A 25,832-nucleotide genomic window follows, 5' to 3' on the forward strand; every position below is an offset into this window, starting at 1 on the left:
CGGTCGCCGAAGTCAGTTACTGAAGTCAGTTACTGAAGTCAGTTACTGAAGTCAGTCGCCGAACTCAATCGAACTCGCGGTCGGTCACCATGACATCGCCGTTGGACTGGGCGAGGATGTGTTTGGTCACGCTACCCAGCAGCAACTCTTCGAGCAAGCCCAGCCCGCGCTTGCCGATCACGATCAGGTCACAATCCTGCTCCTGCTCCTGCGCGAGAATCGTGGCAGCCGCATCTCCGTGCAAGACGATGCGACGAACACCTGCGTCCCCCAGCCCCGCGGCATCCACGAGGGCATTCATTTTCTCGACGGCCTCACGCTTGGCGGTTACCCGCAGGGCAGCCAGGGCGTCGCTCTCGACGCCGGCGTAACGCAGCTTGCCTTCAAAAGGCACTTCGAATGCGTGCAGCAGGATCAGATCGGCCTTTGGCGCCACTGAGCGGGCAAAACGCAACGCATCTGCGGAGCGCGGCGAAAAATCGACCGGAACCAGTACGCGCTGATAGTTTTCATGCGGCATCTGCTTGACCACCAGCATGGCCCGTGAGCTCTTGCTCAGCATGCGCTCGGTCGTCGTCCCGAGCAGCCACTCGCGAACCACGCTCGATCCGCGAGCGCCCAACACCAGCAGGTCCGCATCGATGACCTCCGCGTATTCGCTCAGCTCCGACATCACCGCACCGGTAGCCAGATGCATGTCGACCCTGGCGCCATAGCGCTGGCCGATATCATCGACCAGTTCGCGGACCTCGCCACGCACCTCGTCGAGCAGACGCGCCGCCACGTCACCGGTACCGACATCGACCAGATGCCGCAAGGCGTTAAGCCCGCTGCCATTCACCACGTGGGCAATCGACAGCCGGGCACCGACCTCGCTTGCCACCATTGCAGCACGCTCCGCCGCGTGCCGCGCAAAGGCGGAAAGATCACTTGCCGCAAGCAGCGTACGAATCGATTGCATGGATCACCCTCCCTCATCTCATCCGGAATCGCTGCCGACCCCGGTCCGTTATCGAATTGCGCCCCGCGCGGGCTTTACCGGCTCAGAGCCTGCGCAGCATGACTTTCTCCGCCTCGATCACCAGCAGCACGATGATGCCGAACAGCAGAATCCGTACCCACTCGTCCATCCCCAGCGCCTCGGTACCGAAGAGTGCCTGCATCGCCGGCAGGTAGGTGAACAGCGCCTGGCAAATCAGCAGCAAGGCAATTGCATACAGCACGTAGCGATTACCGAAGAAGCCCTCGCGATTGAGGATGGATCCGTAAAAGCTGCGCACATTGAACAGATAGAAGACCTCGCCGATCAGGATCGCATTTACGGTCACCGTCCTTGCGGCCTCCAGTCCGGCACCACGATTGAGTTCCCACAGGAACAGCCCCATCCCGCCCGCGACCAGCAATACGCCGACGAACACGATACGCCATACCAGGAAACGGGTCAGCAGCGGCTCCATGGGGTCACGCGGCGGACGCTGCATGATGTCGCGCTCGGGCGCCTCGAAGGCGAGCGCTAGCGAGAGCGTCACCGCCGTGATCATGTTCACCCACAGGATCTGTGCCGGCGTAATCGGCATCGTAAGGCCGAACAGCACCGCAGCCAAAACCATTGCCCCCTGACCGATATTGGTGGGCAGGATGAACACGATCGCCTTCTTGAGGTTGTCGTACACCCGCCGCCCCTCCTCCACCGCAGCGGCCACCGACGCAAAGTTGTCGTCGGCAAGGACCATCTCGGCCGCCTCCTTGGCCGCCTCGGTGCCCTTGCGTCCCATCGCCACGCCAACGTCGGCACGCTTGAGCGCGGGTGCATCATTGACACCGTCCCCGGTCATCGAGACCACCTCGCCCTGCGCCTGCAGCGCCTTCACCAGGCGCAACTTGTGCTCGGGGCTGGCGCGGGCAAAGATATCGACGTCGCCGACCACGCCTGCAAGCTGTGCATCATCGAGCGCTTCGATCTCCGCCCCGGTAATGACGCTCTGCGCCGAAGCCAGTCCGAGTTGCTGCCCGATCGCCCGCGCAGTGACCGCATGATCACCGGTGATCATCTTGACCCGGATGCCTGCCGACAGGCACCGGGCGACCGCGGCTACAGCCTCGTCGCGCGGCGGATCGGTCAGGCCGAGAATCGCGAGCAAGGTGAAGCCACCGGCTTCGACATTGGCGAAATCGAGCGCGCTCTGACGCTCGGTATCGTAGCGCTCGGCAATCGCCAGCAGACGCATGCCCTGTGCCGCAGCCTCCTCCATGCTGGCATACCAGCGCTCACACTGCAGGGGGCCATCAAGTTCGCCTTCACGCTGAGTCGAGCACAGGGACAGCACCCGCTCGGGCGCCCCCTTGAGCAGAATCAGCCCGCCGCCACGGTGGTCGTGGTGCAGGGTTGCCATGAAGCGGTGCTCGGACTCGAACGGGATGGCGTCGACCCGCGGCAGGGCCTCGCGCTCGAACGCCGCATCCAGACCGGCCTTGGCTGCGAGCGTCAGCAAGGCGCCCTCGGTCGGATCTCCGACCAGATGCCACAGATCATCGTCCAGCGCCAGCGTGGCGTCATTGCACAATAGCGCCGCGCGGCCAATACGCTGCAAGCCCGGACACTCAAGCGCGTCGAGTTCGCGCCCGTCGCGGCTGAAGCCGCCATGGGGCGCGTAACCCGCCCCTGAAACCGCCAGCGCCCCGTCAGCGATCAACACCTGCTGCACGGTCATCTCGTTACGCGTGAGGGTGCCGGTCTTGTCGGTGCAGATCACGGTGACCGAACCCAGCGCCTCGACCGCCGGCAGGCGGCGAATGATGGCATTGCGTCGCGCCATCGCCTGCACGCCGATTGCCAGCGTGATCGTCATGATTGCAGGCAGCCCTTCCGGGATTGCCGCGACAGCAAGACCGACCGCTGCAAGAAACATCTCGCCCGACGGATATCCCCGCACCATGACACCGAACACGTAGGTGACCGTCGCTATGGCCAGTATGGCCCACGTCAGCACACGACCAAAACCGGCCAACTGCCGCAGCAGCGGCGTACTGAGCGTTTGCACCTCGTTGAGCATCGCGCTGATGCGACCGATCTCGGTCCGCGTCGCAGTCGCCACGACCACTCCGACTGCCTGACCGTAAATGACAAGGGTTCCGGAGTAGGCCATGCAGACACGATCGCCAAGCGCTGCGCTTGCACTCACCGCTGCCGTGCCCTTTTCAACCGCGAGCGATTCGCCGGTGAGCGCTGCTTCCTCGATGCGCAAACTCCGCACCTCCAGCAGGCGCAGGTCGGCCGGCACCTTGTCACCGGAGACCAGAAAGACGATGTCTCCGGGCACCAGCGTGTCTGCCATCACCTCCTGCCGGCGTCCGTCACGCAGCACCTGGGCCTGCAGCGAGAGCATGTTGCGGATCGCATCCAGCGCACGCTCTGCCTTGCCTTCCTGAATGAAGCCGATGATGGCATTGATCACGACTACACCGAAGATCACCCCGGCGTCGACCGCGTGCCCCAGGGTTGCCGTGACAACGCCCGCAGCCAGCAACACGTAGATCAGGACATTGTGAAACTGGAGCAGAAAACGCAGCCATGGGCCGCGCCCCTTGGGCGGCGGCAGCGCATTCGGGCCGAAGCGCGATTGGCGCTCCTGAAGGTCGGCAGCACTCAGCCCGAGCCGCCGGTTCGCACTCAGGCACTCAATGGCATCGGAGGCCGGGCAGGCATGCCAATCGGCCTGCGCGCCACCCGGATCATGTTCGAATCTGGCATTCATTTACGGACACCTGGAACAGGTTCAGAAACACGGCTTACATGCTTGCACATATCTACATGCAATTGCCGCTTTGGTTCCCTTAAAACACGTGCTGCCGTGCAAATGGACGTTCGGGAAGAAGCCCGCAGCATCCGGCTTGATATAGCGCATTGCCATGGCTCCGACACTGGCGGAAACTTGAGCCATTCGTTACACGGAGGGATGTGCAATGACGCCAGAGTCGGTTCACGACATCCGCAACATCAGCCTGCTCGGCCACGCCGGCTGCGGCAAGACCTCATTGGTGGAAGCGCTGCTCGCAGCGTCCGGCGCCATTCCCAGCGGTGGCAGCGTGGCACGTGGCGACACCGTTTCAGACCACGACCCGCAGGAAAAGGCCATGGGGCATTCGCTTGCCGCAAGCCTGACCCATCTCGAATGGTCGGGTCACTGGATCAATCTGCTCGACACACCGGGGTTGCCCGACCTCGCCGGACGCGCACTCGCCACCCTCCCCGCGGTCGAAACCGCGGCGATTGTGGTCCATGCGGCAACCGGTATCGAGAGCGGAACGCGCCGCATGATGGCTGCCGCTGCGGGCAAATGCCGCATGATCGTGGTAAACGCCATCGACGCTGCCGGCACCGATTTCGCTGCACTCACGACTGCCATCGCCGACGAATTCGGCCGCGAGTGCCTGCCGATCAACCTGCCATCGGCCGACGGCAGCTCGGTTATCGATTGCTTCTTCGCACCCGACGCGTCGCTTGCAACCGCATTCTCGTCGCCCACTGCAGCCCACGACGCAATCGTCGATCAGGTGATCGAGCTCGATGAAGCGCTCATGGCGCGCTACCTTGAGCAGGGCGAAGCGCTCGACCCCGAACAGCTGCACGCGCCCTTCGAACAGGCATTGCGCGAAGGCCATCTGATTCCGGTCTGTTTCGTATCGGCCCGAACGGGCGCCGGCGTGAACGAACTGCTCGATATCCTGGGGCGGCTGATGCCCGACCCGACCGAGGGCAACCCGCCCCGCTTCATCAAGGGCGAAGGGCCGGCGGCCGTCGCCGTCAGCACCGAGCCCGATGCGGCACGACACGTCCTGGCCCATGTTTTTCAGATCAGCAACGACCCTTACCGCGGCAAGATTGCGCTGTTCCGCGTTCATCAGGGAAAGGTCGAACCCGGCAGCGCGCTCTTCATCGGCGATGCGCGCAAACCCTTCAAGGTCGCCCACCTCCTGCGCCTGCAGGGGCGGAACGTGATCGAAACCGCGCTCGCGGTGCCTGGAGACCTGTGCGCCGTGTCACGCGTCGACGAGCTCCATCGCGATGCCGTCCTGCACGACTCACACGACGAAGACCAGTTCCACCTTGCGCCGCCGACCTATCCCCAGCCGGTATTCGGGCTGGCGCTGATCGCACGCAAACCGGCTGACGAGCACAAGCTGGCCGAGGCGCTGGTGCGCCTGACTGACGAGGATCCCTGTCTGGAGGTGAGCTACGACGCACGCGGACACCACACGGTCGTGCGCGGGCTGGGCGAGCAGCACCTCAAGATCGTGCTCGACCAGCTCGCCAGTCGCTGGAACCTGCAGCTCGACACTGCCCCACCGGCAATTCCATACCGCGAGACCATCTCGGCGACAGCGGAGGCACGTTACCGCCACAAAAAGCAGAGCGGCGGTTCGGGGCAGTTCGGTGAAGTTGCCTTGCGCGTCGAGCCACTGGCTCGCGGCGAAGGTCTGCAGCTTGCCGACGAGGTGAAAGGCGGCGCCATTCCCACGCACTTCATGCCCGCCGTCGAAAAGGGCGTCCGTCAGGCGCTCACCGAAGGCGCCGTGGCGGGCTTCCCGATCCACGACCTGCGGGTAATCGTGACCGACGGCAAGCACCATGCGGTGGATTCGAACGAGATCTCGTTTTCCACCGCAGCCCGTCACGCCCTGACCGAAGCCGTGCTCGCCGCCCGCCCGCAGATCCTCGAACCCATGCTCGAGATCACGGTGAAGGTGGCGGACGACCGCTTTGGCGAGGTCAGCGCCGAGCTTGCGGGGCGCCGCGGCCACCTGACGGCTACCGACAGCCCGGCGAGCGGCTGGACCATGATCTCGGCGCGCGTGCCGATGGCCAGCATGGATGGGTTTGAAGCGCGGCTGAAAGCGATTTGCGCAGGAGAGAGCGAATTCATGATCGAAGCCGGCGGCTACGAGCCTGCCGCGGCCGAAACACAGGCACAATTGCGCCGGGAACACAGCGCACAGTAGTCCCGATGCAACGCCGGCGCGGCCTGCGGGTCACGCCGGCGAATTCATTGACCCGGCATGCCTGTTCGCCAGAAAAAACCTGAGTCGCGACCCGAAACGCAATGGAACTGTCCGAACGTCACCGCACCTACTGGCGGCGCAATCTGATGCTGACCGGCACCCTGCTGGCCATCTGGTTCGTCGGTACCTTCGTCGCCGGCTACTACGCTGTAGAGCTCAATTCCCTGAGCTTCATGGGTTTCCCGCTCGGTTTCTACGTCTTCGCGCAGGGCTCGCTGATCGCCTATCTCTTGATCATCGGCATCTACGTGCGGGTCATGAACCGGATGGACCGCCGCTACGGCGTATCCGAACGCCGCTCCTGAGCCGGCTCCGGCCTGCTTGCCGAGCCGCGAATCTGCCTCAGCAAGCCATGAGCCCCAATCCCGCAACCTTCCGACGGGCGCTTACTGCCCCTGCTTCTCCGCAGCGGATGCAGGCTTGCCGCGCTTCTTGATCACCATCGGATGAGCTTGCCGGCTGAGAATGAAATCAGCGAAAAACTTGCACCAGATCGTGCTGCCAGCAACTGCGCTCCAGGTCTCGTAGTCAGGCGCAGTTCCGCCAACGCCAAACGCGATATACAAAACAACCCAGCCGACGATGAAAATGATGATGCCGGCGCCAATCAGGTTGATCGCTGCTGCATAGGGTGCGTACTTTTCAGGATTGGGTGGTGCCTCGCCACGCTTGAGCGCAACCTCGGAAAAATCCCGCTTGAAGACGATGCGCCACGCACGTCTCATCCAGAAGAAAGTGATAGGAAACAAGGCCAGGAAAAGAATCCAGGTAATGGCAACACTAATAGTCATCAGGCACTCCTCTTATACAGGCTTGCAGACACACCGAAATTGCCCGCAAGGTGCCACAAAACAAAAAACCCCGCCATTGAATCCGGCAGGGTTTTACCTGCATCGCGCGCCTCGCTGGGAGCCACGCGATGCAGACTAACTACATGCGTGCTTAGTGCGCGCCGTCGACCGCCTTGGAACCGCGGGGGATACGAACGCTTTCGACCAGAGCCTGGATGTGCTCGGGCGGCTCTTTCGTAACCTTATCGACCATGAAGGCAACTGCGAAGTTCACCAGTGCGCCGATTGCACCGAACGCTTCCGGCGTGATGCCGAAGAAGGAGTTCGGGCCGCCGATCATGTCGGTGAATTCAGTACCCTTGATGAAGAAGATACCCTTGTGAGCGAACACGTAGAACAGGGTGAGGAGCAGGCCGGAAAGCATACCGGCAATGGCGCCTTCCTTGTTCATCTTCTTCGAGAAGATACCCATCATGATGGCCGGGAACAGCGAGCTACCAGCAATACCGAAGGCCAGAGCCACGGTACCGGCGGCGAAGCCCGGGGGGTTCAGACCGAGATAACCGGCCAGAACAATCGCGAAAGCCATGGAGATCTTGCCCACGAGCAGTTCGTTCTTGTCCGAGATATCCGGATTGATCACGTTCTTCACCAGGTCATGCGACACGGCGGACGAGATGGCCATCAGCAGACCGGCAGCCGTGGAGAGCGCAGCAGCCAGACCACCTGCAGCGATCAGTGCGATCACCCAGTTGGGCAGCAGTGCGATTTCCGGGTTGGCCAGCACGATGATGTCGGGGTTGACCGTCAGCTCGTTGCCTTTCCAGCCCGCAGCTTCAGCCTTGGCCTTGGATTCGGCGTTGGCAGTCGGCTTGTCGTTGTAGTACTGGATGCGACCGTCGCCGTTCTTGTCTTCGAAGGCCAGCAGACCGGTTTGCTCCCAACGCTTCATCCAGGCCGGACGCTTTTCAGCTTCGAGGCTGGCTTCGGCAGCGTACAGATCACCACCCGCCGCAACAGCGGAGTTCACCGTGGCGTGGAGGTTGTACTTGGCCATGGCGGCAACGCCAGGTGCAGTCGTGTACAGCAGGGCGATGAAGACCAGCGCCCAACCAGCGGACGAACGTGCATCCTTGACCTTCGGCACGGTGAAGAAGCGAACGATCACGTGCGGCAGGCCTGCAGTACCGATCATCAGCGACACGGTGTAGACAAACATGTTGAGCGTGCTGCCCGGAACAGAGGTCGTGTATTCACCGAAGCCGAGATCCGTCACCACTTGGTCGAGACGCATCAGCAGGGTCGTATCGGTACCGACCAGCGTACCGCCAAGACCGATCTGCGGCAGGACGTTGCCCGTCAGTTGCAGCGAGATGAACAGCGCCGGAACCGTGTAGGCCAGGATCAGAACAACGTACTGGGCTACCTGGGTGTAGGTAATGCCTTTCATGCCGCCGAACACGGCGTACATGAACACAATGCCCATACCGATGTAGATACCGGTGTCGTTGGTCACGCCGAGGAAGCGCGAGAAGGCCACACCCACACCCGTCATCTGACCGATAACGTAGGTGATGGAAGCGGTCAGCAGGCAGACCACCGCAACAGTACTGGCAGACTTCGAGTAGAAGCGATCGCCAATGAACTGGGGCACGGTGAATTTGCCGAACTTGCGCAGGTACGGTGCAAGCAGCATCGCCAGCAGAACGTAGCCGCCGGTCCATCCCATCAGGAACAGACCGCCGCCGTAGCCCATGTTGGAAATGAGGCCGGCCATCGAGATGAAGGACGCTGCCGACATCCAGTCAGCGCCGGTTGCCATGCCGTTGGCGATCGGGTGAACTCCGCCGCCCGCGACATAGAACTCGCTGGTGCTACCGGCACGCGCCCAGATGGCGATGCCGATGTACAGCGCAAAACTCGCGCCGACCACCACATAAGTAATTGTCTGAAGATCCATGTGTCCGCCCCTTACTCTTCGTCAACGTCAAATTGCTTGTCGAGATCACCCATCTTCTTCGCATAGTAGAAAATGAGGACGACGAACACATAAATCGACCCTTGCTGCGCGAACCAGAATCCCAACGGGTAGCCACCAAGGTGGATGTTGTTGAGCATCGGCGCGAAGAGAATGCCGGCGCCAAATGAAACCAAGAACCAGATGATCAGGATCTTGGTTAACAGCGCCAGCGTAGCCTTCCAATAGGCTGAACTGTTGTTTTCCATACTGTCTCCTCTCGATGATTGTTGCCTGCCTTGCGACCGGACGGGCCGAAATCAGGCCAGCCGACAAAACTGCAGGAGGATTATATGAATGCGGATCTTACTTCTGGCTTACAAAGGGAAACTTCTTCGTCAGCTTCAACGAACAGCCATGCGCAGGTCGCCCCCCAGCGAAGACTGGAAAGAGAGAAATCCATGCTGCCTGCCTCCTGATTGCCGCGTAATATTCACCCACGCCGGTCACGGCGCTTACAGGAAAACGCCGATGCCCTGATGCCCCCTCCGGTGCTAGGCTTGCGGCGATATTTTTCCGGCACGGGAGCCATGATGTACAAACATATTCTGGTCGCAATCGACGATAGCGAGACCTCGGCCAAAGCCCTCGACGAAGCCATCGCGCTGGCGCGACTTCACGACGCGGTACTGGAGATCGCTCACGCGGTGGATGAGTCCATGCTGCAGGCGTTTTCAAATCACGGCGTGACGCTGGTGGACCACGGAAAGATGCAGGACGCCCTGCTCGATGGCGGGCGCGAGACCCTGAAGACTGCAATGGAAACTGCGCGCGCTGCGGGCCTGACGCCGCGCGAGCGTTTTCTTGCGGCTGAGGATCTGCATGCCGCGGACCAGATCGCACTGGCCGTTGAAAAATCCGGCGCCGACCTGCTGGTCGTCGGCTCGCACGGGCGCCGCGGCTTCCGTCGCATGCTGCTCGGCAGCGTGGCCGAGAACCTGGTGCGCAAGGTGCACGTGTCGGTGCTGATTGTGCGCGGCGAGCACTGACCCGGGCTTCATCTGCCATGAAAAACCCCCGTCATCCTTTCGGATGCGGGGGTTTCTTATTTCGCAGCGAGTCTGGCTCCAGGCACGACAGGCCGGAGCGGAATCACATGCGTTCGATCATTGCATCACCGAACGCGGAGCAACTGACTTCGGTTGCACCATCCATCAGACGGGCAAAGTCGTAGGTCACGACCTTGTCGCCAATTGCCGCTTCCATCGACTTGATGACCAGATCGGCCGCTTCGGTCCAGCCCAGATGGCGCAGCATCATTTCGGCTGACAGGATCAGCGAACCGGGGTTCACCTTGTCGAGGCCGGCATACTTGGGCGCGGTGCCGTGGGTTGCCTCGAAGCAGGCATACTGGTCGGAGATGTTCGCCCCCGGCGCAATGCCGATGCCGCCAACCTGCGCAGCGAGCGCATCGGAGATGTAGTCGCCGTTGAGGTTGCAGCAGGCAATCACGTCGTACTCGCCCGGACGCAGCAGGATCTGCTGCAGGAACGCGTCTGCGATCGCGTCCTTGACGATGATCTCGCGGCCCGTCTTCGGGTTCTTGAAGCTGCACCACGGACCTCCATCGATCGGCGCCGCACCGAACTCGGTCTTTGCCAGTTCGTAGGCCCAGTCACGGAAGCCACCCTCGGTGTACTTCATGATGTTGCCCTTGTGCACGATGGTGACGCTTCTGCGGTCGTTGTCGATCGCGTACTTGATCGCTGCGCGCACCAGCCGGGTGGTCCCTTCCTTCGAGACCGGCTTGATGCCGATGCCCGAGGTATTCGGGAAGCGGATCTTGGTCACGCCCATCTCTTCGGTCAGGAACTTGATGACCTTCTTCGCCCCTTCGGACTCGGCCTGCCACTCGATGCCGGCGTAGATGTCCTCGGTGTTCTCGCGGAAGATCACCATGTCGGTCTTGGTCGGATCCTTCAGCGGCGAGGGGACGCCCTTGAAGTAGCGCACCGGGCGCACGCACTGGTACAGGTCAAGCTCCTGGCGCAGCGCCACGTTCAGCGAGCGGATGCCGCCACCGACGGGCGTCGTCATCGGCCCCTTGATCGAAACCGAGAACTCCTTGAGTGCGTCGAAGGTTTCCTTCGACAGCCATTCGTCTGGACCGTAGATCTGGGTGGACTTCTCGCCGGCGAAGACCTCCATCCAGTGAATCTTCTTCTTGCCGCCATAGGCCTTGTCGACCGCGGCGTCGATCACCTTGATCATGACCGGCGTGATGTCCACGCCAATGCCATCACCTTCGATGAACGGGATGATCGGATTGTCGGGGATCGGCTGCCCCGGTACGATTTTCTGGCCGCCGGTGGGCACCGTGATTTTGGATTCGCTCATTGCAGTTCCCTCGCTGGACTCTGTTGATCTTTCGAAGGGTGCGGCTGTCATCGACAGCCGGGACGAAAGGACTTGTCTCTGGAGCCCCGTCGCCACGCCACCGAGCAATGATTATCTATGATATCCGGCACGTCCGAAACAATACGCACTAGCTTGCACGAGAAGCGCGAATGATAAAATCCAGACCAGCCCCGAGCACCATCCGGGCAATCGCAAACGAGTCCTGACGGAGGAGAGCGGGGATGGATGCACCAATGGGAGAAAATCCGGTTGCGCAGGCGATCGCGCAAACCCTGATCGAAGGCTTCAACAAGCACTACCGGATTTTTCGCGACACATCCCGGCGGGCAAAGGAGTACTTCGAGTCGGGTGAATGGCAGGCACAACTCGACGCAGTGCGCGAGCGTGTGCAGTTTTACGACGGCCGGGTGAACGAAACCGTTGCCCGCCTGCACGGGGAGTTCGACGCAGATTCGCTCGACGACACCACCTGGCAGCAGGTCAAACTCCACTTCATCGGCATGCTGATCCGGCACAAGCAACCCGAGCTCGCCGAAACCTTTTTCAACTCGGTGTGCTGCAAGATCCTGCATCGCACCTACTTCAACAACGATTACATCTTCGCGCGGCCGGCAAGTTCGACCGAATACATCGACTCCTACCCGCCAGTGTATTCCAGCTACTACCCGCAGGAAGCCGGGCTGCGCGCCACGGTAAGGAACATCATCGAAGACTTCGACTGGCAGCGCCCGTTCGAGGATCTCGAACGCGATGTCGACTTCATCGTGCGCACCACTCAAGCGCATCTGGCGTCCTGGCCCGAGATGGAGGTCAACTGCCAGATCCAGGTCCTGTACTCCGCCTTCTATCGCAACAAGACTGCCTACATCATCGGCAAGGCGATCAACGGCTATCAGGAATACCCCTTCACGCTGGCAGTGCGCCATACGCCGTCGGGCAAGCTCTTCATCGACACCCTGCTGCTCGACCCATGGCGCATCTCGGTGCTGTTTTCGCTGTCGCGCGCCTACTTCATGGTCGAAATGGAAGTGCCCTCGGGCTATGTCCAGTTTCTGCGTTCGATCATGCCCAACAAGCCGCGCAGCGAGATCTACACCATGCTTGGCCTCGGCAAGCAGGGCAAGACGATGTTCTTCCGCGATCTGGTCTCGCACCTGCGCCACTCGAACGACCAGTTCAGCATCGCGCCGGGCATTCGCGGCCTTGTGATGCTGGTATTTACGCTGCCGTCCTACCCCTATGTGTTCAAGATCATCAAGGACGTCTTCGGGGCATCGAAGAACATGGACCGCGCCACCGTCAAACGCAAGTACCTGATGGTGAAGCATGTCGACCGGGTCGGGCGCATGGCCGACACACTGGAGTTTTCCTACGCCGCACTGCCGCTGTCGCGCTTCCATCCAGACCTGCTCGAAGAGCTGAGCCGTCTGGCACCGACATCGTTCGAGCTCGATGGCGACTCGGTGGTCATCAAGCACCTTTACATCGAACGCCGCATGACACCGCTCAACATCCATCTCGAGCATGCGAGCGACGAAGGCGTGGAACACGCGGTGCGCGAGTACGGCAACGCGATTCGCGAGATGGCAATCGCCAACATCTTCCCGGGCGACATGCTATGGAAGAACTTCGGCGTCACCCGCTACGGTCGCGTGGTCTTCTACGATTACGACGAGATCGAGTACATGACGGACATGAACTTCCGCGCCATCCCGCCGGCACCCTATGAGGAAATGGAGATGGCGGCCGAGCCCTGGTACTCGACCGGCCCCATGGATGTATTCCCGGAAGAGTTCGCCACCTTCCTGCTCGGCACCCCTCGCATTCGCAAGGCCTTTCTGAAGCATCACCGCGACCTGCTGGCGCCGGACTTCTGGCGCAAGGCACAGGACAGCATTCGCAGCGGCCATGTGGAGGACTTCTTCCCCTACCCGCAGGAGTTGCGCTTCTGCAATCTCTACCCGGCGCAGGCAGGACAGGCACCAGCATCAGACACTGAGTGAGCATGGCCGTGCTGGGCAGGCGCGTAGCCCTGCCCAGCACCGGATTCAGCTCAATCGCCGTAATGCTCCGCTTGCCACAAACCGACGGACGGCCGCGCGCCGCCCGTCGTCCCGAAGCTCAGACCGCCACGCCCGGATTGCCGTCCATGCCCTTGAGCGAGGGCAGGTTCAGCGGACGCTGCGAGATGACCTTCTGCGCCCGCAGGTAGTTGGCCACCACATCCCATACCGCAGGCCCGGAATCCTTCGCGGCCTCCGACACCGGCGCCCAGCCCGCCACCTTGTAGGTCTTGCCGGGCTCGATGCGCTTACCCTTGAGCATCATGTTGTCGATGCGCTTGCCCATGCCCGCGTTCGGGTCGCAGCTGTACTGCAGACCGCCAACACGCACCATGTCGCCCCCCTGCTGATAGTAGGGATCGGGGTTGAACAGGTTGTCGGCCACGTCTTCGAGCACCGTCTTGATCATCTCGCCGCTCATGTCGGTCACCGTCGTCCACGGATAGGTGATCGCGGTCTGGTCGAGCAGGTGCTCCATGGTGATGGTGTCGCCCGGCAGCAGCGAGGTGCCCCAGCGGAAGCCGGGCGAAAACGCGATTTCGGCGTCTTTCTCCGCGATCAGCGCATCGACCAGCAACTGATCCCAGGAACCGTTGAAATTGCCCCGGCGATAGAGCATGCCTTCGGTCACCGCCAGCTTTTCGGAGAGCTTCTCGATGAAGGGGGCACGCACCTTGTCGATGAAGTCGGCCATCTCCTTGTCCGCGGGCAGCATGTTCGCGAACACGGGAAGCAGCTTGTAGCGGAAATCCACAACCTTGCCGCCCCGTACGTCGAAATCCATCACACCGAGGAACTTGCCGTTGGAGCCCGCATTGGTCACCAGGGTCTTGCCACCGGGGTTGGTCACCACGGTCGGCGCCGGCATGCCATCGTGCGTATGTCCGCCGAAGATCGCATCGATCCCGGTTACACGCCCAGCGAGCTTTAGGTCCACGTCCATGCCATTGTGCGAGAGCACGACGACGACCTGTGCGCCTTCTGCGCGGGCGGCATCCACAGCCTCCTGCATGCCCTGCTCCTGGATGCCGAAGCTCCAGTTCGGCGTCATCCAGCGCGGATTCGCGATCGGCGTGTAGGGGAAGGCCTGACCGACGATTGCCACCGGAATGCCGTTGATGTTCTTGATCACATAGGGCTTGAACACCGGGTCTTCGAAGTCGGTCGTGCGCACGTTCTGCGCCACGATGTCGATCTTGCCGGCGAAGTCCTTCTCCTCGATTTCCTTCACCCGGTCGGCGCCGTAGGTGGACTCCCAGTGCAGCGTCATCACATCCACACCGAGCAGCTTGCAGGCATCGACCATGTCCTGCGCATTGGTCCACAAGGCCGTGCCCGAGCCCTGCCAGGTGTCTCCGCCGTCCAGCAGAAGCGCGCCCGGCCGACTGGCCTTCATGCGCTTGACCAGGGTGGACAGATGCGCGAACCCGCCCACCTTGCCGTAATTCCTCGCGGCTTCGACGAAGTTCAGATAGGTGAAGGCATGCGCCTCGGCGCCACCCGGCTTGACCCCAAAGGCCTTGAGGAAGCCTTCGCCCACCACATGTGGTGGTTTGCCGAGCATGTCGCCCACACCCAGATTGACGTTGGGTTCGCGGAAGTAAATCGGCATCAGCTGCGCGTGACAGTCGGTCATGTGCAGAAGGCTGACGTTGCCGAACTTTGGCAGTTCGTAAAGCTTCTCTGCAGCCGCTTCGGCGCGCGCAATATCGCTGTGCAAGGTCATGCCACCTGCAGAGGCAATGGCCAGGAGCTGAAGAAATTCGCGGCGATTCATGCTCATGATCTGAATCCTTACGTCATGAAAATGGACGAAAAACGGAAATTCGGGCGGAAAAAAGCCCGGGCCGTATCACGGCCCGGGCCGGAGTGGGTCGATTGTCAGCGCTTGTTGACGGGAGACTCGGGATCGAACAGGTAGGCCATCACGTGGCGAATCTGCTCTTCAGTGAGGATGCCGCCATAGCCGTTACGCGGCATGTCGCTGCACGCGTTGTAGGCCTTGGAGTTCCACAGCTTGCCCCAGGTGTACTTGACGATCTCTTCCGAGTTGCCGCGGATTTTGGCGTAGCCCTCGAGACTGACGCCGATGGTGCCTTCTGACACCTCGTTCGGGTCCATCGCGTGACAGTTGTAGCAGCCGCCACCGTTGTTGTCGGGCGTCTTGTCGGTCCACGTAAGGCCACGACCGCTGGCCGCGATCTTCTGCCCTTCCTTCCAGTCGCCACCTGTGTAGTTGCCGTCGGACGGCCACTTGATCGTCTTCATCTCGGCGGCTTCGAGCCGCTTCATGGTCTCCGCGTCGAGCGGCGTCAGGCTGGAGCAGGCCTTCTGGATCGCATCCTGCTTCTGGCGATCGAGTGAAGCGATGCCGCTGGCCTTGAACGAGCTCACCATCATCTGCTCGACCTTGCCTTGAATCTCGTCGGCGTGGGCGAAGGATGCGGCAAGCACGAGCGGGAGCGCACAGATCAGTTTCTTCATGTCATGTCCTCCTTAGCGCTTCACACCGGGCCACTGGGCCGCGGCACCGTTACCCTTGCCCGCCATGAACACCGACAGCGCAATCGTCACATCCGAAGCGAACACCGGCTCGGCCGTGCGTTGCTGGCGGAAGCAGTCCCACAGGCGGTGCTGCATGGTCCAGAACTGCGAGTTGGACACACGGTAGGCCGGCCACGATCCCCAGCCCGCCGCTGCGCCCTCGGGCTTGGTGATGTTGGGCAGCGACGTCGCACGGATGCGCTTGTCGTCCTGGCTGTGGCAGGTGGAGCAGGCAAAATCCATCGAACCGGTGCGGTAGAAGAAGGCACGCTCGCCCATGTCGTACATCGCTTTCATCTTGGGATGCGACAGGTCGACCGCGATCGGCTTGCCCTTCGAGTGCGTAACCACGTAGGCCACCAGCGCTGCAAGCTTGCCCCGCTCACCTTTCAGGAACTTGCCATTGATGATCTCGGCCGAGGGGATGCCCTGCTGGGTTTCCATGCAGTGCATCAGCCGCGACTCGAGATCCTGCACCTTGCCGGTGTCATCGAAGTAGCGCGGCAACTGTGCCGCGGCGCCCTCGACCACACCCGGCCCGAGGCCAAGGTTACACTGCTCGAGCGTCGCGTTCTTGGGCCCGCGTGCGGTACGCCAGAGCTCTTCGCCCTCCATTTCGTAAAGCTCGGCCGGATTACCGTCGGCGAGCATTTCGCGATAGGCGTCGAAGTTCAGTTCCTCGTTCGCCGATGCCAGCGGGCTGGTCAGCATCACTGCAGCGCCGAGCGCGGTGAACATGAATTGTTTTCTCATCGTCTCTCCTCCTGGGACCTTTCGTTAAGACCCCTGCTTGTGGGCGCACCGGCGTGATCGCCGGCGCTGCCTGGGTCCGCACACCGCGTGCGGCCCCAGGCGAACGATCAGGAAATCTGCACTTCGTCAGTGCGGCTGTCGCCCTTGTTGTCCGCCCAGCTCACCGTGACCTTGTCACCCTTGGCGCCGCCGTTGAACTTGAACGCCAGATACGGGTTGGTGGACACCGAGGCGCCAAACTGGGCCGAGAGCACCACCTTGTCGTTGTGCTTGGCAGTCAGTTCGGTGATGAAGTGCGCCGGAATCAGCGCACCGGACGAGTCCTTGCGCTGGCCGGTTTCCATGACGTGCGACATCAGCACGCGCACTTCAGTCACGCCTTCCTTGGCTGCTGCGCGAATACGCATCGGATTTGCCATCGATTTATCTCCTTGATTTCGTGACCGTGCTCAGCCGCCGCAGCCGCCGAGCGTGACCTTGATTTCTTTCTTGGCCATGTAGAACTTGCCGTCGGCCTTGACCACCGCGTAGACATCCGATGTTTGCCCCATCTTGACCCGGGTCTGGACATCGGGAAGCGTGCCTGCCGGAATATCGAAAGACGCTGCCAGCATGTTCGGATTCTTCTCGATCATGATCGAGATCTGCTCGGTCTTCGGAAGGTTGCTCACCACCCCGACCGGCACAACGGCTCCGTTCTCCGCGATATCGGGCGCGGCGATCTGGACATCGGCGCTTTCCACCGGCTTGCCCGCACCCATGGCCGACATTGCAGCATCAAGAGTCTTGGCGTCGAAAGCGCCTTTGTTCCAGGCAGCCTCAGCCAATTCGGGCTTGATCAGACCGGCCGCAGCCAGCAGACCGAGCATGCCCAGACCGCCGCCCGCCTTCAGGGTCTCCCTGCGTTGATTGTTCATCCCGTCTCTCCTCATTGAATTATTACTGCGCTTTCGCGCCCTCCAGAATCCACTGGACGAGCTGTTTGATTTCCTCGTCCTTCACGTGGCCTTGCGGCGGCATTGGCACCGCCCCCCAGACACCCTGACCGCCTGCCTTGACCTTGGCCATCAGCTTCGCGCCAGCGTCGTCCTGATCTTTGTATTTTGCCGCAATATCGACGTAGGCCGGGCCCACAATCTTGTTTGCGACGCCATGGCACGCCATGCAACCCTTTTCGTTTGCCAGCGCCAGAGCCGCGGCTGCCGGAGAGGCTGCAGCAGGCTCCGCTGCAGAAACCGGCTCGCCGGTCTGCTTGCCACGCGTCTGCCCCACAGAACGATTCTGCTCTGCGAGGTTGCCGTGGGCGTCCTGAGCATACGCGGGCAGCGAAGAGACAATCTGCACATCCTTCTTGCAGTCCTTCATGCAGGCAACGTTCTTCGTATCGGGCTTTCCACCATTTCCAATCCCGCCCTTGGCCGCCGACGCGCCCGGCCACATGCCGTGATCGGTCGTCATCCCGTTACGATTGGGCATGCGCTGCTGTACTTCAGCGATGTTCTGGTCGCTGAGCTCAAAGTCAGCCGGAACCACTTCGGCAAGATTGAGCAGATAGGCAACAACGGCATAGACCTCATCGGGCTTGAGCGACTTTGGTGCAGTCCAAGGCATCGCACGCTGAATATAGTCGAACAGCGTCGATACGGTGGGCACCTTCATCAGCGTCGTGCGCTGCGGAAATGACCCGCTGACGAGCGACTTGACGTGACCGGTCTTGATGTCGTCGCGCGTCGTACCGCCTACGAGCGGCGTGAAGACCTCGTTCGACTCACCAAACGCACCATGGCAACTGGCGCAGTGTGCTTCCCACACCTCGATGCCCTGATCGACCGTTCCCTTGCCCTTCGGGAGGCCGGTGAAGTCGGGGCGGACATCGATATCCCAAGCCTTCACTTCGGCTGGCGTGGCTGCCCGGCCAAGGCCGGGGTAGCGATCAAAGGCAGCTGCGGGGGCGACCAGCCCGGCGGTCGCAGCGACGACAGCGAGCACGGACAGTGTCTTAGAGAACCTGGACATTGCTCACCTCCCCCGACTCGACCACCTTCCATGACTGGATGGCATTGTTGTGATAGATGGACTTGGTGCCGCGTGCAGCGCGCAACTGTCCGTAGCCCGGCTGCACGAAACCGGATTCGTCCGTCGCGCGCGACTGCAGGATGGCGGGTTTGCCATCCCACACCCAGTCAATGTTGAAGCGGGTCACCGCCTTCGACAGCACCGGCGTTTCCAGGCGCGCCTGGCGCCAGTTGATGCCACCATCGACCGACACATCGACGCGGGTGACCTTGCCACGACCTGACCACGCCATGCCCGATATATTGTAGAAACCCTTGTCGAGCAGAATCTGACCGCCGGACGGTGTCGTGATGACGGACTTGCACTCCTGCACCGAGGTGTATTGCCGGTGCTGTCCATCGGGCATCAGATCCATGTAATGAACGGCCTCGTCCTTCGTGGCCCAGGGCATGTCGCCCACTTCGATGCGGCGCAGCCACTTGACCCAGCTCACGCCCTGCACCCCAGGCACCACCAGGCGCAAGGGGTAACCGTTTTCCGGGCGCAGCATCTCGCCGTTCATGCCGTAAGCCACCAGCACCTCGCCGGACTCGACCAGTTCCATCGGAATGGTGCGGGTCATCGACGAGCCGTCAGCCCCCTCGGCGAGAATGAAGCGCCCCTTCTTGTAGTCGGCGCCACACATGTCGAGAATGGCCTTCAGCGGCACACCGGTGAATTCCGAACAGGACAGCATGCCATGGCTGTACTGCACCGTGGGCACCGCCACATTGCCCCATTCCATGCCGGTGTTCGCACCGCATTCGATGAAATGTACCCTCGACACCGAAGGCAGCCGCATGATGTCGTCCATGGTGAACACCGAACTGGACTTCACCAGACCGTTGATCATCAAGCGGTGCTTTGAGGGATCGATGTCGTGCCAGCCCTGGTGGTGACGTTCGAAATGCAACCCTGACGGGGTGATGATCCCGAACAAGCCCTGCAGTGGCGTGAAGGCGACCGAAGAGCCACCGACCCGGGTCAGACCCGGGCTTTCGCGCCGCACCAGGCCACGCTCGTACTTCGACGGCAGTCCATAGGGATTTGCTGCCACCGGCAGCCCGAGGCTTGTGGACCACGGCGGAAGGTTGAGGATCGCCGGATCCCCTTCACCTGCCGCGCGCGCCACGGCAGGTGCCATCATCGCAGCACTGGCGCCGATGAACGCCTTGCGCAAGAAATCACGCCTCCCCTCCTTTACCGACTGAATATCCTCGTCGGTCAGGAAGTTTTCTGGCGCTGGTCTCACCCGACCGAGCCGGAACTCACTGTTTTCCATGCCTACGCTCCCCTCTGCATTCGATCACTCGTATTTTTTGATGATGCGCATCATTCAATGCCCCGAGCCGAGATCCTGCTCGAGCCTGAGCAACTCCTCACGCTGCGGCGCCGACATGTCGCCGCGCGAAGCGATACTCACGCACACCGTGCGACACAGATCGGCGAAGTTCGGATCGATGATCCGGTAGATGACCTGAGCGCCATCGCGACGACGATCCAGCACCCCTGCGCGATACAACAGATTCAGGTGACGCGAGGCATTCGCCTGCGTCAGCCCGATCGCCTCCACGACCTCATTGACCGCACGCTCCTCACTGCACAGACAGTGAAGAATCTTGAGTCGAGTGGGCTCCGCCAGCAGTCCAAAGTACTCAGCCACGCTTTCGAAGACCTTGTGCAACTCGTTCATGACGCGATTGGCCTTATGCACTGATTGAATCAATCTATAACCATACACGTATATGGTCAACTACTAATATTTGTGCATTGCGCAAAAATCATCTTTGCGAAAAATCCCGAAGGAATACGCAGAAAACGGTGCTTTGAATGCGAAACAGCTGGGATATACTGATTTGGCGAAGTGCCTTTCGAGCGCAAGACACGCGCCCGCACGTGGCCGCAGCGCCGGTCGATGGCGTTCGCACACACCAAGAAATCAAGAGGAGGAAGACGTGAACGCCAAACTTGCACTCACCACACTGTGCCTGGCAAGCCTCGCCGGGCTCGCGCACGCGAAAGACCAGGACCCCCACTTGGCGCGCAACCTTGCGGCAACCTGCGCCAACTGTCACGGCACCAGCGGCAAGAGCCTCGGTGGCATGGAAAGCCTCGCGGGCGAGCCCAAGGAAAAGCTCCTGCAAAAACTCGCCGACTTCCGCTCTGGCGCAAAACCGGCCTCGATCATGCACCAGATCTCCAAGGGTTACACCGAAGAGCAACTCGACATGATCGCCGCGTATTACGCAGCGATGAAGTAAGAACCGGGGGAGAAAACAATGCAGAACAGACGCGAATTCCTGAAATCAGCCGGCATGCTTGGTGCCGGCTCCACCCTGCTTGGGCTCGCCGGCTGTGCGGGCATGGCCCGTGGTTCGGGCGGACATGTGGTGGTGGTCGGCGGCGGGTATGGCGGCGCCACGGTCGCCAAATATCTTCGTATGTGGAGCGAAGGCCGGGTCAGTGTCACGCTGATCGAGCGCAACACCGAGTTCGTCTCCTGCCCGATGTCGAACCTCGTCATCGGCGGACTGAAAAACATGGCCGACATCACCATCAGCTATGACAATCTGCGCACGCGCTGGGGTGTAAAGGTCATCACCGATGAAGTGCTCGCGCTCGATGCGACCAAACGTACCATCAGTACCGCACGGAACGGCACCATCGCATACGACCGTGTCGTCCTTTCGCCCGGCATCGACTTCATGTCCGAGCGCATCGGCGGCCTCGCCGGCAACGAAGAGCTCATCCCCCACGCATGGAAGGCCGGTCCGCAGACGGTGGTGCTGCGCCAGCAACTGCAGGACATGAAGGATGGCGGCGTTTTCGCCATGCACATCCCCAAGTCGCCCTACCGTTGCCCCCCCGGCCCCTACGAGCGGGCCTGCATGGTGGCCAATTACCTGCGCACGGCGAAGCCAAAATCCAAGGTGCTTGTACTCGACTCAAACGGTGAGATCCAGTCGAAGAAGGCACTCTTCACCAAGGCCTTCGAGGGCTACAAGGGCATGATCGAATACATGCCCAACAACGAGTTGCGCAGCGTAAATGCAAAGACGCGCACCGCCGAACTCGATTTCGAGAAGGTCAAGGCAGACGTGCTCAACGTCATCCCCCCGATGCGTGCGGGCAACATCGCCACGCAGTCGGGGCTGCCGCTGATCAACGACCGCTGGGTCGATGTCGAATGGCTTGGCTACGAAGCCCGTGGCGTACCGGGAGTGCATGTCATCGGCGACGCGCTCTTCCCTGCGCCGACGATGCCGAAGTCCGGGCACATGGCCAATCAGCAGGCCAAGGTGGTGGCAGCCGCCATCATCAACCTGCTCGCCGGACAGGCACCGAACCCCACACCGGTGGTCATGAACACCTGCTACAGCTTCGTCGACGGAAAGAATGCCATGCACGTCGCGTCGGTGCACCAGTACGACGACGTGAAAAAGCAGCCGATGCCGGTTTCGGGTGCAGGCGGCGTGTCGGTTGCGGCGAATGAGATCGAAGGCAAGTTCGCACATGCCTGGGCACAGAACATCTGGGCCGATATGCTGACCTGATGCCAGCGCCTTTGCAGCAGACCTGCTGCGTGCATGATGAAGGGGCCCCGGGCGGGCCCCTTCTTTTGCCCTGCCGACTCAGTTCAAGGAACTGATGTAGAGGGCGACAGACCTGATCTCCAGTTCCGTCAGCCTGGAGGCAATCGAATGCATCACCGCGTTGTCATTGGTGCGGTTGCGCGTGTTGAACGAGCGCAACTGTCTCTCGATGTACTGCGGCACCTGCCCCGCCAGCCGGGGCAATTGCGACGTCCCGAGCCCCCGCTCTCCATGACAGGACGCACAGGCGGCCACGCCGGAATACTCGTTTCCGCGGCGGAAGATGAAGCGACCGATCGCCGCCAGTTCGCCATCCTGCACGTCCTGCGCACGCGTCGGCTTCTGCTCGAAATAGACACCGAGGGCCAGCATCTCCTCGGGAGAGAGGTCGGCTGCCATGTTCACCATGGTGTCGCTCTGACGCCGACCGGCCTTGAAGTCGGCCAGCTGCTTGGCGATGTACTGATAGTGCTGCCCGGCCAGGCGCGGATACAGCGCGGTTGTGCTCTCGCCTTCTGCACCGTGGCAAAGAAAGCAGCGCCCCATGCTGATCTCTTCCGCACGGGCAAGATCAACCTCGGGAAAGTCTGCCGCCCAGGCTGCGGACGACGCGCAGAGCGCCAGCAAGCTCGAAATTACCGCACGTTTCCAGTGACTCATTCTCGTCTCCCGCCTGTTCTTGTGTTTGGACAGGAAAGACTATCAGAACTCGCTAATACATCAAGCGCGTGCCACACGCCGCGTTCAGACCTCGGCAGGCCAGCCCAGCTCCATCACCCACGGCCCCATGCCGGCATCGAGCGCGGCCAGGACGTAAGGCACGACGGATTCCGGCAAGGCGTCGCGCTCAAACCACGCCAGATGGTCACACTTTGTCGGCTCGCAGATCGCGGGCTCCCCCGCCCAGTCGCGGGCGAGCATGAAGAAATCGATGCGATTGGTGTCAGACAGTCGATGCACGACACCGAGAAACTGAAGGTCTGCCTCGCGCAAACGTAATCCGGTTTCCTCGCGCATCTCACGCACTGCCGCCTGATGCACGGATTCACCGGGTTCGACATGCCCTCCGGGAAGACTGTACTGGCCGTCAAAAAAACCAGTGCCCGAGCGACGCATCAGCAGGATGCGGTCCGCTGTCTCGCACAGCACATGCACACCGGTTGGAATACCTGGATGCGTCATGCCTGCTCAATGCTTTCCGGTACTGCCGAAACCACCCGCCCCGCGCTCGCTGGACGCAAAATCGTCAACGACGTTGAAGCCCACCTGCACCACAGGCACGACCACCAGTTGCGCGATGCGCTCCATCGGCTGAATGGTGAACACGTCGCGGCCGCGGTTCCAAACGGAGACGAAAATCTGCCCCTGGTAGTCGGAGTCGATCAGGCCCACAAGGTTGCCCAGCACGATGCCATGCTTGTGCCCGAGGCCTGAACGCGGCAGTACCATCGCCGCGAGCCCGGGATCGGCGAGGTGAATGGCGAGGCCACTGGGCACCAGCGTCGTTTCGCCCGGATGCAGCAGAATCGGCGCGTCGAGGCAAGCGCGCAGATCAAGCCCGGCCGCACCTTGGGTGGCGTACGCAGGGGGATGGCCCTTGAGGCGGGCATCGAGCAACTTCACATCAATGCGTTGCATGACTCTTCCTTGTCAGTTGTGCTCTCGCCCTGCGGGCGCGAGCAGATTCGCCAGATGCTCGACAATCTCTTGTGCCAGCACCGACTTGGCCGCGCGCGGCAGCGGATGGCGACCACGCTCGTCGTAGAGAACAATGGTGTTGTCGTCTCCGCCCATGCCGTCGGACACCAGATTGCCCACCAGCATCGGCAGCTTCTTGGCCTTGCGCTTGCCTTCGGCGTAGGCATCGAGATCGCGGCTTTCAGCCGCAAAACCGACACAGAACGGCGCATCGGGGCGCGACGCTACTTCAGCGAGAATGTCGGGATTGGGCGTCAACTCGATGCGCATTGTATCGCCCGACTTCTTGATCTTGTGCTCCGCAGCCTGCAGCGGCCGGTAGTCCGCCACCGCCGCCACCCCGATAAAGACGTCGGCCGCAGGCAGCGCATCAAATACGGCCGCACGCATCTCGAGCGCACTGCGCACATCGACCCGAAGCACCCCGGCCGGCGCAGTCAGCGCCACCGGGCCACTCACCAGCACCACCTCGGCGCCGGCCCGCGCACATGCCGTGGCGAGGGCATAGCCCATCTTTCCGGAACTGGTATTGGTGATCGCGCGCACCGGATCCACGGCCTCGAAGGTCGGCCCCGCTGTCAGCACCACCTTGCGCCCTGCAAGACGCTTCGGCGTGAAGAAGGCGATCACCGCCTCCAGGATCTCCTCGGGTTCGAGCATCCGCCCCATCCCGACCTCGCCGCACGCCTGCTCGCCGGCCGCAGGCCCGATGACCGTCACCCCGTCGCCAGCCAGTGTTGCTGCGTTGCGCTGCGTCGCGGGGTGCTCCCACATCTGACGATTCATCGCAGGCGCCACCAGCAGCGGGATGTCGCGCGCGAGGCACAGGGTGGTCAGCAGGTCATCGGCCCGGCCCTGCGCAAGCCGCGCAAGACAGTCGGCGGTGGCAGGTGCAACGAGCACTGCGTCGGCATCGCGACTGAGGTCGATGTGGGCCATGTTGTTATCCATGCGCGCATCCCACAGATCCGTCCACACCGGATTGCCCGACAGCGCCTGGTAGGTCACCGCGGTAACGAAACGCGCGCCCCCCTCTGTGAGTACGACATGAACATCGGCGCCCGCCTTTACCAGAAGCCGAACCAACTCAGCCGCCTTGTAGGCCGCGACGCCTCCGGTGACGCCGAGAACAAGTTTCCTGCCCTGCAGTTCATTCATGACATTCAGGTTAAACTATCAGTACATTGGAATAAACGGGATCGCCATGGCAATCACCGACTGGCCCGAATGCGAACGTCCTCGAGAAAAACTGCTTGGCAGTGGCGCGCACGCCCTTACCGACTCGGAACTGCTCGCCCTGTTTCTGCGCGTCGGCATCCGCGGACAGACCGCCGTCGACCTCGCACGCAATCTGCTGACCCGCTTCGGCTCACTCACACGACTGTGCAATGCCAGCGCAGAAGAGTTCGCCGCCGTTCCCGGCATGGGGCTGGCGAAGTATGCCCAACTGCAGGCGGTGATGGAACTGGCCCGACGCGCATTGGCCGAGCAGATGAGCGAACGCAGCCTGTTCGACTCACCCACCGCCGTCCGCGACTGGTTGCAACTGCACCTTGGCCACCTGCCGCACGAAACCTTCTGCATTCTCCTCCTTGATGCCCGCAACCGCCTCATCGAAGCCGTCGACCTGTTCCGGGGCACGCTGACCCAGACCAGCGTTTACCCGCGCGAAGTCGTAAAACTGGCACTCGAACACAACGCCGCCGCCGTCATTCTCGCCCACAACCACCCGTCCGGCGCAGCCGAGCCCAGCACCGCAGACGAGTTGCTGACCCGCACCCTGCGCAATGCGCTCGACCTCGTAGACATCCGGATCCTCGATCATTTCATCGTCCCGGCCCACGGGCGGCCGCTGTCATTTGCCGAGCGCGGACTGCTCTAATCGCCGGCAACCATCTAA

At 61.7% G+C, this 25,832-nt stretch carries 25 protein-coding genes; 7 read left to right on the forward strand and 18 right to left on the reverse strand.

Annotated features, from left to right (window positions below):
• Positions 1 to 64: 64 nt before the first annotated feature.
• Positions 65 to 961: a universal stress protein gene (locus tag CEW87_RS00360; RefSeq protein ID WP_108971056.1), complete on the reverse strand. Its 897-nt coding sequence runs from the start codon at positions 959 to 961 to the stop codon at positions 65 to 67.
• Between the two features lie 82 nt (positions 962 to 1,043).
• Positions 1,044 to 3,755, reverse strand: coding sequence for a cation-transporting P-type ATPase (locus tag CEW87_RS00365; protein WP_108971057.1), 2,712 nt, complete (start codon positions 3,753 to 3,755; stop codon positions 1,044 to 1,046).
• Positions 3,756 to 3,963: 208 nt separating this feature from the next.
• On the opposite strand from CEW87_RS00365, the gene fusA reads away from it, so the two are divergent.
• A complete protein-coding gene (gene fusA, locus CEW87_RS00370; RefSeq protein WP_108971058.1) occupies positions 3,964 to 6,000 on the forward strand; it encodes an elongation factor G in 2,037 nt (678 codons plus the stop codon).
• 101 nt (positions 6,001 to 6,101) lie between these two features.
• The gene (locus CEW87_RS00375) at positions 6,102 to 6,365 is read left to right on the forward strand and encodes a DUF4212 domain-containing protein (RefSeq protein ID WP_108971059.1); all 264 of its coding nucleotides are present in this window, start codon (positions 6,102 to 6,104) and stop codon (positions 6,363 to 6,365) included.
• Between the two features lie 81 nt (positions 6,366 to 6,446).
• On the opposite strand, the gene CEW87_RS00380 is transcribed toward CEW87_RS00375, so the two are convergent.
• The 3 genes from CEW87_RS00380 to CEW87_RS00390 all read right to left on the reverse strand — a co-directional run bounded on the left by CEW87_RS00380 (position 6,447) and on the right by CEW87_RS00390 (position 9,077).
• Entirely contained in the window at positions 6,447 to 6,851 is a 405-nt protein-coding gene (locus tag CEW87_RS00380) for a hypothetical protein (RefSeq protein ID WP_108971060.1), read from the reverse strand.
• A 151-nt stretch (positions 6,852 to 7,002) separates the two neighbouring features.
• Positions 7,003 to 8,811 carry a sodium:solute symporter family protein gene (locus CEW87_RS00385; protein ID WP_108971061.1) on the reverse strand — a complete coding sequence of 603 codons (1,809 nt, stop codon included), beginning with the start codon at positions 8,809 to 8,811 and terminating at the stop codon, positions 7,003 to 7,005.
• A gap of 11 nt (positions 8,812 to 8,822) precedes the next feature.
• Positions 8,823 to 9,077, reverse strand: coding sequence for a DUF4212 domain-containing protein (locus CEW87_RS00390; RefSeq protein ID WP_108949170.1), 255 nt, complete (start codon positions 9,075 to 9,077; stop codon positions 8,823 to 8,825).
• Between the two features lie 321 nt (positions 9,078 to 9,398).
• Here CEW87_RS00390 and CEW87_RS00395 point away from each other — a divergent pair, with 321 nt between their 5' ends.
• The gene (locus tag CEW87_RS00395; RefSeq protein WP_234421627.1) at positions 9,399 to 9,857 is read left to right on the forward strand and encodes a universal stress protein; all 459 of its coding nucleotides are present in this window, start codon (positions 9,399 to 9,401) and stop codon (positions 9,855 to 9,857) included.
• 103 nt (positions 9,858 to 9,960) lie between these two features.
• Here CEW87_RS00395 and icd read toward each other — a convergent pair whose 3' ends face one another.
• Positions 9,961 to 11,205 (reverse strand): NADP-dependent isocitrate dehydrogenase, encoded by a 1,245-nt coding sequence (gene icd / locus CEW87_RS00400; protein WP_108971062.1) that lies wholly within the window; start codon positions 11,203 to 11,205, stop codon positions 9,961 to 9,963.
• 242 nt (positions 11,206 to 11,447) lie between these two features.
• On the opposite strand from icd, the gene aceK reads away from it, so the two are divergent.
• The gene (gene aceK / locus CEW87_RS00405) at positions 11,448 to 13,229 is read left to right on the forward strand and encodes a bifunctional isocitrate dehydrogenase kinase/phosphatase (protein WP_108971063.1); all 1,782 of its coding nucleotides are present in this window, start codon (positions 11,448 to 11,450) and stop codon (positions 13,227 to 13,229) included.
• A 118-nt stretch (positions 13,230 to 13,347) separates the two neighbouring features.
• Here the strand turns inward: aceK and soxB are convergent, their stop codons facing one another.
• From soxB to CEW87_RS00445, 8 genes are all read right to left on the reverse strand, one after another.
• The gene (gene soxB / locus CEW87_RS00410; RefSeq protein ID WP_108971064.1) at positions 13,348 to 15,072 is read right to left on the reverse strand and encodes a thiosulfohydrolase SoxB; all 1,725 of its coding nucleotides are present in this window, start codon (positions 15,070 to 15,072) and stop codon (positions 13,348 to 13,350) included.
• A gap of 98 nt (positions 15,073 to 15,170) precedes the next feature.
• Positions 15,171 to 15,773, reverse strand: a complete 603-nt coding sequence (gene soxX, locus CEW87_RS00415; RefSeq protein ID WP_108971065.1) for a sulfur oxidation c-type cytochrome SoxX — start codon at positions 15,771 to 15,773, stop codon at positions 15,171 to 15,173.
• Positions 15,774 to 15,785: 12 nt separating this feature from the next.
• A complete protein-coding gene (soxA, locus tag CEW87_RS00420; protein WP_108971066.1) occupies positions 15,786 to 16,586 on the reverse strand; it encodes a sulfur oxidation c-type cytochrome SoxA in 801 nt (266 codons plus the stop codon).
• A 107-nt stretch (positions 16,587 to 16,693) separates the two neighbouring features.
• Positions 16,694 to 17,005 (reverse strand): thiosulfate oxidation carrier complex protein SoxZ, encoded by a 312-nt coding sequence (gene soxZ / locus CEW87_RS00425; RefSeq protein WP_199917097.1) that lies wholly within the window; start codon positions 17,003 to 17,005, stop codon positions 16,694 to 16,696.
• Positions 17,006 to 17,035: 30 nt separating this feature from the next.
• On the reverse strand, positions 17,036 to 17,503 hold the full coding sequence (gene soxY / locus CEW87_RS00430; protein WP_108971067.1) for a thiosulfate oxidation carrier protein SoxY: 468 nt from the start codon (positions 17,501 to 17,503) through the stop codon (positions 17,036 to 17,038).
• 22 nt (positions 17,504 to 17,525) lie between these two features.
• Entirely contained in the window at positions 17,526 to 18,602 is a 1,077-nt protein-coding gene (locus CEW87_RS00435) for a c-type cytochrome (protein WP_108971068.1), read from the reverse strand.
• Entirely contained in the window at positions 18,586 to 19,923 is a 1,338-nt protein-coding gene (gene soxC / locus CEW87_RS00440; protein WP_108971069.1) for a sulfite dehydrogenase, read from the reverse strand. The genes CEW87_RS00435 and soxC overlap by 17 nt, the downstream gene beginning before the upstream one ends.
• A gap of 54 nt (positions 19,924 to 19,977) precedes the next feature.
• Positions 19,978 to 20,334, reverse strand: a complete 357-nt coding sequence (locus CEW87_RS00445) for an ArsR/SmtB family transcription factor (protein ID WP_108976836.1) — start codon at positions 20,332 to 20,334, stop codon at positions 19,978 to 19,980.
• Between the two features lie 262 nt (positions 20,335 to 20,596).
• On the opposite strand from CEW87_RS00445, the gene CEW87_RS00450 reads away from it, so the two are divergent.
• A complete protein-coding gene (locus tag CEW87_RS00450) occupies positions 20,597 to 20,902 on the forward strand; it encodes a c-type cytochrome (protein WP_108971070.1) in 306 nt (101 codons plus the stop codon).
• An 18-nt stretch (positions 20,903 to 20,920) separates the two neighbouring features.
• Positions 20,921 to 22,195, forward strand: coding sequence for an NAD(P)/FAD-dependent oxidoreductase (locus CEW87_RS00455; RefSeq protein WP_108971071.1), 1,275 nt, complete (start codon positions 20,921 to 20,923; stop codon positions 22,193 to 22,195).
• 78 nt (positions 22,196 to 22,273) lie between these two features.
• On the opposite strand, the gene CEW87_RS00460 is transcribed toward CEW87_RS00455, so the two are convergent.
• From CEW87_RS00460 to coaBC, 4 genes are all read right to left on the reverse strand, one after another.
• Positions 22,274 to 22,894 carry a c-type cytochrome gene (locus CEW87_RS00460; protein WP_108971072.1) on the reverse strand — a complete coding sequence of 207 codons (621 nt, stop codon included), beginning with the start codon at positions 22,892 to 22,894 and terminating at the stop codon, positions 22,274 to 22,276.
• A gap of 84 nt (positions 22,895 to 22,978) precedes the next feature.
• Positions 22,979 to 23,416 carry an NUDIX hydrolase gene (locus CEW87_RS00465; protein ID WP_108971073.1) on the reverse strand — a complete coding sequence of 146 codons (438 nt, stop codon included), beginning with the start codon at positions 23,414 to 23,416 and terminating at the stop codon, positions 22,979 to 22,981.
• Between the two features lie 6 nt (positions 23,417 to 23,422).
• Complete coding sequence (gene dut, locus CEW87_RS00470; protein ID WP_108971074.1) at positions 23,423 to 23,872, reverse strand: dUTP diphosphatase; 450 nt, start codon at positions 23,870 to 23,872, stop codon at positions 23,423 to 23,425.
• Between the two features lie 12 nt (positions 23,873 to 23,884).
• The gene (gene coaBC / locus CEW87_RS00475; protein ID WP_108971075.1) at positions 23,885 to 25,090 is read right to left on the reverse strand and encodes a bifunctional phosphopantothenoylcysteine decarboxylase/phosphopantothenate--cysteine ligase CoaBC; all 1,206 of its coding nucleotides are present in this window, start codon (positions 25,088 to 25,090) and stop codon (positions 23,885 to 23,887) included.
• Positions 25,091 to 25,136: 46 nt separating this feature from the next.
• Between coaBC and radC the strand changes: the two genes are divergently transcribed.
• Positions 25,137 to 25,814 (forward strand): RadC family protein, encoded by a 678-nt coding sequence (gene radC / locus CEW87_RS00480; RefSeq protein WP_108971076.1) that lies wholly within the window; start codon positions 25,137 to 25,139, stop codon positions 25,812 to 25,814.
• Positions 25,815 to 25,832: the final 18 nt, after the last annotated feature.

Origin of the sequence: Parazoarcus communis, from assembly GCF_003111665.1 — a bacterium.
Lineage (GTDB): Bacteria > Pseudomonadota > Gammaproteobacteria > Burkholderiales > Rhodocyclaceae > Parazoarcus > Parazoarcus communis_B.

Excerpts from the sequence above, each read along its gene's own strand:
- CEW87_RS00360 (WP_108971056.1), bottom strand. The coding sequence starts at position 961 with ATGCAATCGATTCGTACGCTGCTTGCGGCAAGTGATCTTTCCGCCTTT.
- CEW87_RS00365 (WP_108971057.1), bottom strand. The coding sequence starts at position 3,755 with ATGAATGCCAGATTCGAACATGATCCGGGTGGCGCGCAGGCCGATTGG.
- fusA (WP_108971058.1), top strand. The coding sequence starts at position 3,964 with ATGACGCCAGAGTCGGTTCACGACATCCGCAACATCAGCCTGCTCGGC.
- CEW87_RS00375 (WP_108971059.1), top strand. The coding sequence starts at position 6,102 with ATGGAACTGTCCGAACGTCACCGCACCTACTGGCGGCGCAATCTGATG.
- CEW87_RS00380 (WP_108971060.1), bottom strand. The coding sequence starts at position 6,851 with ATGACTATTAGTGTTGCCATTACCTGGATTCTTTTCCTGGCCTTGTTT.
- CEW87_RS00385 (WP_108971061.1), bottom strand. The coding sequence starts at position 8,811 with ATGGATCTTCAGACAATTACTTATGTGGTGGTCGGCGCGAGTTTTGCG.
- CEW87_RS00390 (WP_108949170.1), bottom strand. The coding sequence starts at position 9,077 with ATGGAAAACAACAGTTCAGCCTATTGGAAGGCTACGCTGGCGCTGTTA.
- CEW87_RS00395 (WP_234421627.1), top strand. The coding sequence starts at position 9,399 with ATGATGTACAAACATATTCTGGTCGCAATCGACGATAGCGAGACCTCG.
- icd (WP_108971062.1), bottom strand. The coding sequence starts at position 11,205 with ATGAGCGAATCCAAAATCACGGTGCCCACCGGCGGCCAGAAAATCGTA.
- aceK (WP_108971063.1), top strand. The coding sequence starts at position 11,448 with ATGGATGCACCAATGGGAGAAAATCCGGTTGCGCAGGCGATCGCGCAA.
- soxB (WP_108971064.1), bottom strand. The coding sequence starts at position 15,072 with ATGAGCATGAATCGCCGCGAATTTCTTCAGCTCCTGGCCATTGCCTCT.
- soxX (WP_108971065.1), bottom strand. The coding sequence starts at position 15,773 with ATGAAGAAACTGATCTGTGCGCTCCCGCTCGTGCTTGCCGCATCCTTC.
- soxA (WP_108971066.1), bottom strand. The coding sequence starts at position 16,586 with ATGAGAAAACAATTCATGTTCACCGCGCTCGGCGCTGCAGTGATGCTG.
- soxZ (WP_199917097.1), bottom strand. The coding sequence starts at position 17,005 with ATGGCAAATCCGATGCGTATTCGCGCAGCAGCCAAGGAAGGCGTGACT.
- soxY (WP_108971067.1), bottom strand. The coding sequence starts at position 17,503 with ATGAACAATCAACGCAGGGAGACCCTGAAGGCGGGCGGCGGTCTGGGC.
- CEW87_RS00435 (WP_108971068.1), bottom strand. The coding sequence starts at position 18,602 with ATGTCCAGGTTCTCTAAGACACTGTCCGTGCTCGCTGTCGTCGCTGCG.
- soxC (WP_108971069.1), bottom strand. The coding sequence starts at position 19,923 with ATGGAAAACAGTGAGTTCCGGCTCGGTCGGGTGAGACCAGCGCCAGAA.
- CEW87_RS00445 (WP_108976836.1), bottom strand. The coding sequence starts at position 20,334 with ATGAACGAGTTGCACAAGGTCTTCGAAAGCGTGGCTGAGTACTTTGGA.
- CEW87_RS00455 (WP_108971071.1), top strand. The coding sequence starts at position 20,921 with ATGCAGAACAGACGCGAATTCCTGAAATCAGCCGGCATGCTTGGTGCC.
- CEW87_RS00460 (WP_108971072.1), bottom strand. The coding sequence starts at position 22,894 with ATGAGTCACTGGAAACGTGCGGTAATTTCGAGCTTGCTGGCGCTCTGC.
- CEW87_RS00465 (WP_108971073.1), bottom strand. The coding sequence starts at position 23,416 with ATGACGCATCCAGGTATTCCAACCGGTGTGCATGTGCTGTGCGAGACA.
- dut (WP_108971074.1), bottom strand. The coding sequence starts at position 23,872 with ATGCAACGCATTGATGTGAAGTTGCTCGATGCCCGCCTCAAGGGCCAT.
- coaBC (WP_108971075.1), bottom strand. The coding sequence starts at position 25,090 with ATGAATGAACTGCAGGGCAGGAAACTTGTTCTCGGCGTCACCGGAGGC.
- radC (WP_108971076.1), top strand. The coding sequence starts at position 25,137 with ATGGCAATCACCGACTGGCCCGAATGCGAACGTCCTCGAGAAAAACTG.